Source organism: Cobetia sp. AM6, from assembly GCF_009617955.1.
Classification (GTDB): domain Bacteria; phylum Pseudomonadota; class Gammaproteobacteria; order Pseudomonadales; family Halomonadaceae; genus Cobetia; species Cobetia amphilecti.
The window spans coordinates 3447037-3459417 of record NZ_AP021868.1; the positions used below are offsets into that span (position 1 = coordinate 3447037).

9 protein-coding genes are annotated in these 12381 nt (G+C 66.6%); 3 read left to right on the top strand and 6 right to left on the bottom strand.

The features are described 5' to 3' along the window. Positions 1–39: 39 nt before the first annotated feature. On the bottom strand, positions 40–2787 hold the full coding sequence (locus tag CLAM6_RS14490; protein ID WP_172978720.1) for a sensor histidine kinase: 2748 nt from the start codon (positions 2785–2787) through the stop codon (positions 40–42). Positions 2788–2838: 51 nt separating this feature from the next. Next, positions 2839–3495, bottom strand: coding sequence for an oxidoreductase (locus CLAM6_RS14495; protein WP_242007689.1), 657 nt, complete (start codon positions 3493–3495; stop codon positions 2839–2841). 272 nt (positions 3496–3767) lie between these two features. Between CLAM6_RS14495 and CLAM6_RS14500 the strand changes: the two genes are divergently transcribed. Both CLAM6_RS14500 and CLAM6_RS14505 read left to right on the top strand, forming a co-directional pair. After that, entirely contained in the window at positions 3768–5933 is a 2166-nt protein-coding gene (locus CLAM6_RS14500; protein ID WP_153636482.1) for an alkaline phosphatase D family protein, read from the top strand. After that, positions 5917–6891, top strand: a complete 975-nt coding sequence (locus CLAM6_RS14505) for a histone deacetylase family protein (RefSeq protein ID WP_242007690.1) — start codon at positions 5917–5919, stop codon at positions 6889–6891. Before CLAM6_RS14500 ends, CLAM6_RS14505 begins: the two co-directional genes overlap by 17 nt. A gap of 124 nt (positions 6892–7015) precedes the next feature. Here the strand turns inward: CLAM6_RS14505 and CLAM6_RS14510 are convergent, their stop codons facing one another. The 4 genes from CLAM6_RS14510 to modA form a co-directional block, all read right to left on the bottom strand. Continuing rightward, the gene (locus CLAM6_RS14510; protein ID WP_153636483.1) at positions 7016–7831 is read right to left on the bottom strand and encodes an MOSC domain-containing protein; all 816 of its coding nucleotides are present in this window, start codon (positions 7829–7831) and stop codon (positions 7016–7018) included. A 63-nt stretch (positions 7832–7894) separates the two neighbouring features. Next, positions 7895–9148: a molybdenum ABC transporter ATP-binding protein gene (gene modC / locus CLAM6_RS14515; protein WP_153636484.1), complete on the bottom strand. Its 1254-nt coding sequence runs from the start codon at positions 9146–9148 to the stop codon at positions 7895–7897. Beyond that, positions 9141–9833: a molybdate ABC transporter permease subunit gene (modB, locus tag CLAM6_RS14520; RefSeq protein ID WP_054555674.1), complete on the bottom strand. Its 693-nt coding sequence runs from the start codon at positions 9831–9833 to the stop codon at positions 9141–9143. Before modB ends, modC begins: the two co-directional genes overlap by 8 nt. Before the next feature lie 187 nt (positions 9834–10020). Further along, complete coding sequence (gene modA / locus CLAM6_RS14525; RefSeq protein ID WP_242007691.1) at positions 10021–10962, bottom strand: molybdate ABC transporter substrate-binding protein; 942 nt, start codon at positions 10960–10962, stop codon at positions 10021–10023. Between the two features lie 446 nt (positions 10963–11408). Here modA and CLAM6_RS14530 point away from each other — a divergent pair, with 446 nt between their 5' ends. Beyond that, on the top strand, positions 11409–12323 hold the full coding sequence (locus tag CLAM6_RS14530) for a LysR family transcriptional regulator (protein WP_054555676.1): 915 nt from the start codon (positions 11409–11411) through the stop codon (positions 12321–12323). The last annotated feature ends 58 nt before the right edge of the window (positions 12324–12381 follow it).

Sequence of the window (12381 nt, forward strand, 5' to 3'; positions counted from 1 at the left end):
GGCTTTGCTGGCGCCAAACTGAGCTGGCGCCAAACTGTGCTAGCGCCAGGCTTGACCGGCATCGTGGGCGATGCGGTGATCACGAATTTCGGCCAGCAGCGCCGCCACCGCGGCCTCGATGCGGGTGCGCGGCGTGTCGGATGCCAGCAGCAGCTCCAGCTGCAGGGCGGCATCACGCAGCAGGTCGTGATCCAGGGTAGCGGCGCTGCCCTTGAGCAGATGGGCTTCATGCTGCAGCTGCTTCAGATCCATATGGTCCACCGCCCGCGACAGGCGCTGGGACTGCTGCTCTAGCTGCTCCTCGAAGGCCGCCTCGAGGGCCGCGATGCTGTCGGCATCCAGCTCATCCCGCAGCGCAGGCGTCACGGCCTGTGCAAGCTCCGCCGCTGACCCGACAGATGTCCACGACTCCCCTGTGTTCATGCTCGTGTGTCCCCCTTCTGCCCCTTCCCGTTCGCCCTGGCCCTCGCCTTCGCTCTCGCCTTTGCCCTCAGGCTCACGCCGCTCGATGGGGCCAGCCGCCGACGGCTCACTGACCTTGTCAGCTTCAGTCTCAGTTTCAGCTTCAGCCTCGCCCTCAGTGGCACGCGCCTGGGCCTCATGGATCATGCGACGCCGCGCAGCGGGGGAATCGAGTGATGCCACCAGTGACGCCGCACGCGCGAGTGCCTCACCGGTTTCCGGCGGTGCCTCGAAGTGGGGCGGTCGCTCAGTGGTAGGGGAATAGTTGATCGGATCGAAGGGCTGGGTGCTGGCGAGGGCATTGACGCGCCATTCGCCGAGGTCCTGGCTGCCCGACTGCCAGCGCGCCAGCATGCTGGCGAGCTGCTGACGCCGGATCGGCTTGGACAGGAAGTCGTTCATGCCCGCCGAGAGGCAGCGCGCACGCTCCCCCGCCGCCACATTGGCCGTCATCGCGACGATAAGGCTCGGCGCACGCCTGTCACTGTGCTCCATGGCGCGCCAACGCCGCGCCACCGCAAAGCCATCCAGTCCCGGCATGCGCAGGTCGAGCAGCACCAGCACCGTATCGCGCTGGCGCGCATACCACGCCAGCGCCGCCTCGCCACTGTCGACCGTCGTCACCGTGTAGCCCAGGCCACTGAGCATGGAGTGGGCCACTTCGCGATTGATGTGATTGTCATCGACCACCAGGACATGCTCGCCACGGCTGAGCGGCAGAGGCGCGGAGGTGAAGGCCGGTCGCTTGAGCGCCGCGGCGCGTGGCAGCGGCAGCTCGAACCAGAAGCAGGCGCCCTTGCCCGGGCGTTGCTTGAGGCCCAATCGCCCGCCCATCAGCTCGACCAGCCGCCGCGAGATCGAAAGCCCGAGTCCGGTACCGCCGAAGCGACGCGCAGTGGAGGCATCGCCCTGGGTAAAGGGCTCGAACAGCTGGGCGGCCTGTTCTTCACTGACCCCGATGCCGGTGTCATCGACCTCGAAGCGCACGCGCCCCGCCGGCAATGCCTCGACCAGCAGACAGACACGCCCCTGCTCGGTGAACTTGAAGGCATTGGAGAGCAGATTGAGCAGCACCTGACGCAGACGCACCGAATCGCCCATGACCTGCTCGGGCAGCTGGGGGGAGCGGCGGTCATCAAAGACGATGCGCGTGCTGTCCATCTGCGGCAGCAGCAGGTCGATCACGCCATCGATGGCCGTGTGCAGTTCGAAGGGGCGTCGTTCGACGCTGAGCTTGCCGGCCTCGATCTTGGAGAAGTCGAGGACATCATCCACCAGCCCCATCAGCACTTCGCCGCTATCGCGCAGGCTGCTGGCATAGCGGTGCGCACTGCTCTGCAGCGGTTCGGCCAGCAACAGCTCGCTCATGCCGATCACGCCATTGAGCGGGGTGCGAATCTCGTGGCTCATGGTGGCCAGAAACTCGGACTTGGCGCGACTGGCCTGTTCGGCCCGCGCCGCCTCGTGCTTGAGGGCCGACGACATCGCCAGCATCTGCAGGCGGGCCTGCTCACGCCCGCGGGCCTGCAGCCAGACCTGACGGCAGACCATCAAGGTGGCCAGCAGCATCAGCGCCAGCAGCAGCAACATCAGCTGCACCAGGCTGTCGCGGCTCTGACGCTCGTGGGCCAGCTCCTCGGCCAGGCGTGCGCGTACCCGCAACAACAGCGTCTGGGTGGTATCGCCCAGCGCATCGCTCAGCTGCTGGAACTCCGCCGCCTCGCGACCCTCGGGCCCCAGCACCTGGGAGCGCTGTGCAGCGTCATCTACTGAAGCGTCGTCAGCCTGGGCGCCCTGCACCGGGCCCGTGCCCTCGAACACCGGGCCATGCCGCCAATTTTCCAGCCGCAGATCGAGATACTCGATCTGGCTCATCAACTCATCGGCCAGCAGCGGCACGGCCGGCAGGGTCATCAGGTGGCGCTGGAAATCCCCCCGCCGGAAGATATAGGTGCGGCTGTAGAGCAGCTCGTAATTCTGCAGCACCTCATTCCAGATGCTGGCACGATCGGCTGGCCCGGCGACGCGATAGCGCGCTATCGAGGAGGAAAGGCTGACCGCCTCACGATCCAGCTTGTAGATCGACCAGACGGCGTCGTCGCGGGTGCGGTCTTCCAGACTGACCTGGTTGTGCAGGATGGTGCCGCCGATGCCGATGGAGGCCAGCAGACACAGGATGCTGATCGCCATGCCCAGCCACAGCGGCCAGCGCGCGGGGGAATTGCCGCTTCCGCCCACACCCGACGCGGCAATGCCCTGATCAGCGAAGGACTGATCAGCAGCGGTGCCTGAATGCGGGGATCTTTCATCCGGCGACTGATTCACTGCATGACTCCATGTCATCTTGCGCCTGAGGGGGCAGGCACCAGCCCTCGCTCACTCCAGCGTCAGCCCGGTGACCTGCCAGACACTGCGAAAGCGTACCTGCTCATTGAGCAATTCCGGATGAGCATCGAAGGGATACAGCACGAACAAGGGCCCGAGATCCCGCACCGGCATGCGCTCGCCGTCGCGTCGCGTGGCCAGCAGGACATCGAAGTCCTCGATGTCACTGAGGGGAATCTCGGCCACGAAGTCATTCAGTGCCCGCACCTTGAGCCCCCTGGCATCTTCAGACACCCGCGCCACCAGCTCGCGCAGCAGCGGGCCGGAGAAGCTGACACGTCCCTGGGTCCAGGGGGTGTGGGTGGCCACCACGCGCGACGGCATGGCCTCGAGCATCGCCAGATCGAAACGCGCCCGTGGTGCCTGCAGGGAACCGGCATTGCCACAGCTGACAGCGCCCTCGACCGTCAACACCACCGGCCCGCTGGGCGCAGGCAGGCAGTCATTGGCCGCCAGCACGTGGCGCTCGCCTGTCGCCAGCGGCGCCTCGGCGGCCAGGGCCGCAGGGCTGAAGAGACTCGCTGACAGGGTTGCGATCAGGCTCGTTGCCAGGGCGACCTTGCGCCAGATGGAGCTGCGCGAGCCGTGCCCGCGGTTGACTGGCCTGGACAGCGGACTCACGAGGCGCTTCGCCGATGGATCATTCATGCCGGTTTCCCATGCTATTGTGCGAACGCCATGTGCATTCAAGGGCCCAACTTTACGCTAGCTCGCGCATGCTTTGCGAGCCTGCGAACCTCGCGCCACGACGAGTTGTCACACTCAACGCACGGAGCCACTCATACGCCCAGGCCCAGGCCCAAGCCCACGCCTGCGCCCATGGCTGGCGTTCGTCGCCTGTTCCGCTATCGCTTGATAAGCGTCAGCTGATGATAGTCAGCTGACCGCTATCCGTCTCCACCTGCCATCGAGCCTGCTTCATGTCTGCCACTTCGTCCGCTTCGCTGCCTGCCAACGGCTCTCCCACACCGACTGCTGCCCTGCCCCGCGTGCTGGCAGGCCCGATATTGCGCCGTGTCACCGCCGAGGGCGTAATGCTGTGGCTGGTGACCTCTCGCCCACAGCAGGCGCGGGTGTGGCTGCTGCCGGAGCAGGATGCAACGCCTCCCACGCGAGGTGAGGATGGCCTGCCGACGACATCAAGCTGTCGGCTGACGGAGCATCTGGCGATGCCACTGGGGGAGCATGCCTGGCTGCTGTTGATCGAAGCGCATCCCGACACGCCCTTGCCCGCCGACTGCGCCATCGCCTACGAGCTGGGCCTGGCGGAGCCGTCATCGGCAACGGCAGCGTCAACGGCAACGGAAGCGGCAGCGTCATCGTCAGTTACGCCCGAATGGCAGGGCATCGCCGACTGGGCGCCACAGATCTGCTACCCCGGTGAAAGCCTGCCGCGCTTTCGACTGCCGTCACGCCTGACGCGTGTCGCGCATGGCAGCTGCCGCAAGCCGCATCACGGCTTGAGTGACGACGAGCAGCAGGCGCAGCAGAGTGCAGAAGACGCTGCGTCGACCGATCGCCTTGAGACGCCACCGCCCAAGGGCCCGGGTGGCGACGGACTGGTGGCGCTGGATCGCTGGTTGAGCGAGCGACGTGAGAGCGTCGCCGAGTGGCCGGAGGTGATGCTGTTCACCGGCGATCAGATCTACGCCGACGATGTCGCAGGGCCGATGCTGGGCGCGATCGATCAGCTGATCGCGGGGCTGGGGTTGCCGGAGGAGACGCTGATGGAGGCCGAGGTCTCCGACACTCGTGAGCTGCGCCAGCACCCCTCGCATCTCTACCACCGCCCGCAGCTGCTGCCGGACATGCCGGCCAACGAAGGTGTGGCCGCCAGTTTCTTCGGTGCCAAGCGCAAGCCCATCTTCACCTCCACCGGTGCTGACAACCACCTGATCGGCCTGTCGGAAGTCATCGCCATGTACCTGCTGGTGTGGTCTGACGTGCCGTGGGAGGCGCTGGGCATCACCCTGGAAGACCCCTCTGCGCTCGAGGGCCATGACGACGCCACCCGCGAGCGCCATGCCACCGAGGCCCGCCATCTGCGGCGCTTCTGTGGCGGACTCGGTCAGGTTCGTCGCCTGCTGGCCAATGTGCCCAGCCTGATGATCTTCGATGATCACGATGTCACCGATGACTGGAACCTCAGCGCCGCCTGGGAGGAAGCCGCCTATGGCCACCCCTTCTCGCGCCGCATCATCGGCAATGCGCTGACCGGCTATCTGCTGTGTCAGGCCGCCGGCAACGGGCCGGAGCCACTGGCGGAGCTGCTGGAGGAGACACGGGCGCTGTTCACTCATGCCCTGACTGGCACTGACACGGCCGCAGACGGCCATTTCGATGTCGAGCGTCAGGAGGCGTTGATCGCCCACCTGCATCGCTGCGAGAGCTGGGATTATCAGCTCGACACCACGCCGCCGCTGATCGTGGCCGATACGCGCACCCGCCGCTGGCGCAGCGAGCGCAAGCTCTCGCATCCCTCGGGGCTGATGGACTGGGAGGCGCTGAGCGAGCTTCAGCAACGCCTGGTCGGCCATCCGGCCGTGGTGCTGGTGTCCCCGGCGCCGATGTTCGGCGTCAAGCTGATCGAGAGCATCCAGAAGCTGTTCACGCTGGCCGGCAAGCCGTTGATGGTCGATGCCGAGAACTGGATGGCGCATCGCGGCGCGGCCAGCGTGATGCTCAACATCTTCCGCCACTCGCGCACGCCGCAGAACTTCGTGATCCTGTCCGGCGATGTGCACTACTCCTTCGCCTACGACGTGCGCCTCAAGCATCGCCGTTCGAGCCCGAGCATCTGGCAGATCACCAGCAGCGGCATCCGCAATCGCTTCCCGGTCGGCCTGCTGGATGTGCTCGACCGTCTCAATCGCTGGCTGTACGCCCCACGCTCGCCGCTCAATCTGCTGACACGCCGGCGCAACATGCGTGTCACGCCGCGCCGTCACGATGCGGCCAGTCAGGGCGAACGCCTGCTGAACGCCTGCGGCATCGGGCTGGTCGATCTGGACAGCGACGGCCGCCCCACCGCCATCCGCCAGCTGACCACCGACGGACAGGAGGTGCACTTTGTGCCCCGTCGCTGATGCCCACTGCCCGCCGCTGGCGCTGATCCATCATCCCGGCTATCGGATCGCGCTGCCCGAGAAGCATCCCTTCCCGATGGACAAGTTCAGCGTGCTCAAGCGCCTGCTCGACCGCCAGCTGGCCGACTGCGCCTCGGCCGTCGACTGGGTGACGCCCGAGCCCGCCGAGGAGGATGACCTGCTCAGCGTGCATACCCGCCGCTATGTGCATGAGTTCCTCACTGGCACCCTGAGCGCGCAGGCCCAGCGGCGCAGCGGTTTCGTGTGGAGCGAGGCACTGCGCGAGCGCAGCGTGCTGGCCGTGGGCGGCACCCTGACCACCGTACGCGAAGCACTCAAGCGCGGACTGGCCTGCAACACCGCGGGCGGCACCCATCATGCCCACCCGGAGGCCGCCAGCGGCTATTGTCTGCTCAACGACATCGGCGTGGCGGCGCATCAGGCGCTGGAAGACGGCGTGAAGCGCGTGCTGATCGTCGATCTCGATGTGCATCAGGGCGATGGCACGGCGTTGATCTTCGCCGACGAGCCGCGGGTCTTCACGCTGTCACTGCATGCCGAGAGCAACTTCCCGGCGCGCAAGCAGCAAAGTGATCTGGACGTGCCCTTGCCCAGGGGCATGGGCGACGCGGACTATCTGGCGGTGCTGGAGCGTACGCTTACAGAGGTGCTGACGCGGGTACGCCCGCAGCTGGTGATCTTCGATGCCGGTGTCGACCCGCATGCCGCAGACAGGCTCGGCCATCTCGAATTGAGCGACAGCGGCCTCTACCACCGCGAGCGGCATGTCATCCAGCGCTGTCGCGCGGCGGGCGCCGCCGTGGCCTGCGTGATCGGCGGTGGCTATGACCGCGATATCGAGGCGCTGGCATGGCGACACAGCCAGCTTCACCGTGCAGCGCTGGATGTCTGGCGCGAGGCGCATGGCCAACCTGCCCTGTTCGGGCCCCCGGGCTGAACTTGCCTACCGTCTTGCCAAGCGCCTCGCTTACCGTCTTGCCAAGCGCCCCCTGAACGAAAACGCCCGCCATCGAGGATGGCGGGCGTTTGGGTTCAGGCCTGTAGGCAAGATTCCAGCGACATCACTTGAAGGCGATGACTTCCACCTCGTCGCCGACACGCAAGCTAGGCTTGCGCGAGGGATCGAGCGCGACGAGGTTGTAGCCGAAGTGCACCTGGCCATCCGCGAAGCGGCGCACCCGTGCCAGCGTCTTGAGCGGCTCGCCGTCGCCACGCTTGTCGCCCGTCGCCGGGTCGACATTGACCATCGCACAGCGAGTGCAGGAGGACACCAGCGTGAAGCGTGCCTCACCGATGCGCACTTCCTGCCAGCCATCCTCGGCCCATGCCTCGGCGCCGCTGATCACCAGGTTGGGCCGGAACTGATCCATGCCATGGTCCGCACTCGGAGTCTGGGCGTTGAGCGCCGACAACGAAGCCTGATTGGCCAGCAACAGCGGAAAGCCGTCGGCGGCGCTGACGCGCTGCGCGATGATCTCGCGATAGCGCTCCGAGCGCTCGCCCAACCAGCTGAGCCTGACCGGCATGCCGACCTGCTCACTCAGCCAGGCATCGGCCTCAAAGCTCACGCTCAAGGCTGTGAACCGATCGGCCCACACCTGGATGTCGAGACGCTCGGCCTGGTCATCGGTGGCAAAGCTGACGCTGCCGCATTCGGGGCGGTCCAGATGCCACAGTCGCCACTGGCCGCTGGCGTCTTCGCGCAGGGCCAGTCGCTGCAGCTGGGGATGCGTACGCGCGGTGACGAACTTGCCTCGCGCCGCGACCACCACGAAGCGGCGGTCCTGCGTGAGACCTTCCTCGCCGAGCGTCGCTGTCTCAAGCGCCTCAGCGGCGCCGGACTTGAGGGGATAGCGCCACAGGTGGGTCAACTGCATGAGAGGTTTCCTTGCCAGAGTCCATCAATTCGGGAAGTCAGCGAACGGTGCGTGCGAGCAGTGTCAGCTTGCGGACGAAGCAGAGCCTGCGTCATTTGGCGCCTTGGCCTGTGCGGTATTTGTCTGTGTCGCATTCGGCTGGGCCGCACTCGGCTGGGCCGCACTCGGCTGGGCCGCATTCACCACAGGGATGTCGTCATCCATGGCGTCCAGGCTGATCACGTCGGGGCCCGAGAGCGCCACGCTGGAGATCAGCGCCTTGACGCCCAGCCCGACCTTGAGGCCCAGCTCCTGACACACCAGACGATCGACTCGCGCCCTCACCCGCTGGCCGGCGATGCCCAGCACCAGCTCGGCGCTGGCATGGCCGCGCTCGCTCTCGATCTCGTGGATCACGGCCGGCAAGGCATTGCGCAGGCTGGTGTGGGTCGGCGTCTCCAGCGCGATGCTGATGTCACGCGCCCGCAGCCGCAGTCGCACACGACGCCCCACCGGCATCGCCAGCCGCGCCAGCTTGAGGCTCAGCCCGGCGCCCAGCCCCAGACGCGTCAGCTGCCAGTCATCATCGTGCGACAGCACCTCGGCGGTCAGCAGCGAGCCCGCTTCGAAGCGGCCGGTCTGCGGTGCCAGGTCCAGCCGTGACAGCATGTCACCGATCTCGCCGCTGGCGGTGATGCGGCCGTTGTCCACCAGCGCCAGGCGGTCGGCGACCGCGAACAGCTCGCGGGTATCATGACTGACGAACAGGATCGGGATCTCGATCTCGCGCGCCAGCCGCGCAATGTAGTGCAGCAGCTCCTGCTTGCGAGCGCCGTCGAGGCCGGTCAGCGGCTCATCCAGCAACAGCATGCGCGGGCGTGACAGCAGGGCGCGGCCGATCGCGACACGCCGCGCCTCGCCACCGGACAGCTGGCCGGGCATGCGCGACAGCAGGTCCTCGATGCCCAGCAGCGTCACCATCTCATGCAGACGTGACTGGTTCTGTTGGCGCTGGGCGGGTGTCAGGGCGCGCGGCATGCCGTAGCGGAGATTGCCGCGCACGCTGTAGTGCGGAAACAGGCGCGGCTCCTGGAAGACGACCCCGAGCCTGCGACGATGCGCCGGCACGAAGATATCGTTCTCGCCGCCCGTCAGGCACTCGCCATCCAGGCGCAGATGGCCATGGTCGGGACGCTCGAGGCCTGCGATCAGGCGCAGGATGGTGGTCTTGCCGCTGCCGGAGCGCCCGAAGAGCGCCGTGACGCCGCGCGCCGGCACCTTGAGCGTGGCATCCAGCGTGAAGGCGCCCTGCTGACGATGGAGATGGAAATCAAGCATCACGCCCCTCCATGCGCAGTCGCGCGCGACGTGCCAGCCATTCGGAGGCCAGCAGCGACAGCATCGCGATGACGACGGCGATGGCGCACAGCCTGGCCGCGGCGCCTTCCTGGCCCGGGGTCTGGATCAGGGTATAGAGCGCCAACGGCAGCGTGCGGGTCTCGCCGGGGATATTGGCGGCGAAGGTGATGGTGGCACCGAACTCCGACAGCGCACGCGCGAAGGCCAGCATGCCACCGGTGAGAATGCCCGGCAGCGCCAGCGGCATGGTCACCGTGAACAGCACGCGCAGCGGGTTGGCCCCGAGGGTGCGAGCTGCGGCCTCCAGGCCCGGGTCGATGGCCTCCAGTGACAGGCGCATCGCGCGCACCATCAGCGGAAAGGCCATCACCGCCGCCGCCAGCGCCGCGCCCTGCCAGGTGAAGGGCAGCACGATATCGATCCTGGCCAGCCACTGGCCGATGGCGCCATTGCGCCCGAAGGTGACCAGCAACAGGTAACCGACCACCACGGGCGGCAACACCAGCGGCAGATGCAGCAGACCATCGACCAGCGCCTTGCCACGAAACTCACGTCGCGCCAGCCACCAGGCCGCCGCAAAACCGGGAATCAGGCTCAGGCCGACCGCGACGCAAGCTACCTTGAGGCTCAGGCTCAGGGCTTCCCATTCCAGCGCACTCAGCATGGATCTTCCTCAGACGAAGACAGGTTCTCGCACATGACGTGACGCCAGGAGCCGGCAGACAGCCCTGCCCGCCTTGATCACGCCGATGTGACAGCAGGCTCCCAGTGTAGCGGCCTCATCTTGTCGATGACATGCCAGCGTATGACGCAAGGCACCTCCGCAAGGCACCTCGACGCCGATCCAGCGGCTAGTCGGCCTCAGGCTGCGCAGCAGGAGCCTGATGGGCGAGCGTGCTGAAGCCGAAGCGATGGAAGATGGCGCCGGCCTCGTTGCTGGAAAGCCAGGCCGAGAAGGCCTCGGCCTGTGACGACGGCGCGTCACCGCCACGACTGATCAAGGCGGCAGGATAGTGGATGGGATCATGGCTGCTGTCCGGCAGCAGGCCGATCTGATGCACCCGATGGCTGATGGCAGCGTCGGTGGCATAGACGATCCCCAGCGGGGCCTCGCCATGCTCGACCAGCGCCAGCGCGGCGCGCACGTCCTCGGCGCTGGCCAGGCGCGAGCGCAGCGTCTGCCACTGCCCCAGCGCTTCCAGCGACTGGCGCGCATAGATGCCCGCAGGCACATGGTCGGGGTCGCCGACGGCCAGGCGAGTGTTGCTGCCGGTGGCGGCGAGACGCTCGGCCACATCGGTGACATCCTCGGCGTTGCTGACACTGGCATCCAGCTGGCTGGGGCCGGGCGCGACCAGCGCGAGACGGTTGCCCAGCAGGTCGTGACGGCCGGTGACGACGATGCCGGGCTGCTGCTCCAGCCAGTCCATCCAGCGCTCATTGGCCGACAGATACAGCTGCGCCGGAGCCCCATTGGCCAGCTGACGCGCCAGGGTCGAGGACGAGGCGTAGACCGGCATGATGTCCACGTCGGCGAGACGCTCGTAGCGCGCCTCGATGGCATCCAGCGCATCATGCAGCGAGGCGGCGGCCATGACACGAATCTGGGGGCGCTCGTCTGCCTGAACCGGCGCGGCCAGCAGTGCCAGCATCAACGGGGCCGCCAGGCTGGCGCCTCTCAACAGCGCTGATGAAGAAGATAGTGCTGATGAAGGAGTTGGCGCTGATGACGAAAGCCGTAGCGGAGAGGCAAGCAAGGCGGCCCGGGCGCGCAAGCGGGTAGCGAATGACATCTACAGGGTCCTTGAACAGTGAAACGCAGCGACGAGGCCTGCTGCGCATTGATCTCGCCATGATGCCGCGCTCGCTCGCCATGTGCATCTCATGTGGGCGCAATTGCCGCGCGGGGCGCGGAAACCGTCAACCCTGATTGTCGAACGCCAGCGGCATGAAGCTCGCTTGAGGCAATCTGGCTGCCTGTCAGCGCCCGTCTGCCGTCAGCCACGGGCTGGTCAGCGGAAGCCGCCGGCTGGCGGATATTTCGCCGCATCCGGCTACAGGCAAACGCGAATCACTCACATGTATGCCATTCGCTCGACCAGATCGGCTACAATGCTGGCCAAAATGGCAGGGAGACGCTGGCCCACACCCCAGCAACGACGCGATTCCTGCTTTCATGCTTTCTTTCACGCTATTTGCCGCTTCAACGGCAGACAACAGCGGCGGGTGCCACCAAGTCATGCCTCCAGTACTTGACGAATTTCAGGGCCTCAGTGCCTTCGATGCCATCATGCGCTACGGCAATCTGGGCGCAGGAGCCGAGCATCTCGGTATCTCCAAGTCCACGCTCAGCCGCCGGATCAGCCATCTCGAACACCAGCTCGGCCAGCCACTGCTGCATCGTCAGGCCAACCGCCTGATTCCCACCGAGGCCGGCACGCTGTTCTATCAGTACTGCCAGCAGATGCTGTCGCTGGGCGAGCGCTCGCAGATCGCGCTGGATGAACTGCGCGAGGAGATCAGCGGTGATATCACCGTCAGCGCGCACCCGCACTTCCTGCGTGGCTGGTTCAATCATGTGCTGACCGACTTCATCGAAGAGTATCCGGGCATTCGCCTGACCCTGACCGCCAACCATCTGCCGCCATCACGCGATGACGACCAGGTGATGCTGTGGCTGTGGGAAGGCCCGGCCAAGGACACCGGGCTGCGCGAGGAGATTCTGGGTCAGCAGCAGCAACATCTCTACGCTCACCCCAGCTATCTGCGCCAGCACGGCCATCCGCAGCACCCCAGCGAGCTGACCTCCCATGACTGGGTCAATCTGATCGACCGCCATCACCCCAATCTGGTGCTCAATCACCCCGAGGAAGGCGAGTATCGCCTGAGCCTGCCACCGTCACGCTTCACGGTCGACAACGTGGTGGTGCATGCCGACCATATCGCGCACGGCGCCGGTATCGGCCTGCTGCCGGACTACCACGTGCGCACCCGGGCGACGGCGCACCCGGGACAGTTCGAGGCCTGCCTGCCCGAGTGGAAGGGGCCGTCGATTCCGGTCAGCCTGCACTATCCCTTCGGGCACCCGCCGCGCAAGCTCGGCGCGCTGCTCGACCATATCCGCCGTCGTGTGCCGACGGACTGGACCCGCTGATCTGTCGGCCTGACAGCGCTGCAGGCCGACAGATCAACGGTTGCTTCAAACTTCTCAG

Excerpts from the sequence above, each read along its gene's own strand:
- CLAM6_RS14510 (WP_153636483.1), bottom strand. The coding sequence starts at position 7,831 with ATGCAGTTGACCCACCTGTGGCGCTATCCCCTCAAGTCCGGCGCCGCT.
- CLAM6_RS14495 (WP_242007689.1), bottom strand. The coding sequence starts at position 3,495 with ATGAATGATCCATCGGCGAAGCGCCTCGTGAGTCCGCTGTCCAGGCCA.
- modA (WP_242007691.1), bottom strand. The coding sequence starts at position 10,962 with ATGTCATTCGCTACCCGCTTGCGCGCCCGGGCCGCCTTGCTTGCCTCT.
- CLAM6_RS14500 (WP_153636482.1), top strand. The coding sequence starts at position 3,768 with ATGTCTGCCACTTCGTCCGCTTCGCTGCCTGCCAACGGCTCTCCCACA.
- modC (WP_153636484.1), bottom strand. The coding sequence starts at position 9,148 with ATGCTTGATTTCCATCTCCATCGTCAGCAGGGCGCCTTCACGCTGGAT.
- modB (WP_054555674.1), bottom strand. The coding sequence starts at position 9,833 with ATGCTGAGTGCGCTGGAATGGGAAGCCCTGAGCCTGAGCCTCAAGGTA.
- CLAM6_RS14530 (WP_054555676.1), top strand. The coding sequence starts at position 11,409 with ATGCCTCCAGTACTTGACGAATTTCAGGGCCTCAGTGCCTTCGATGCC.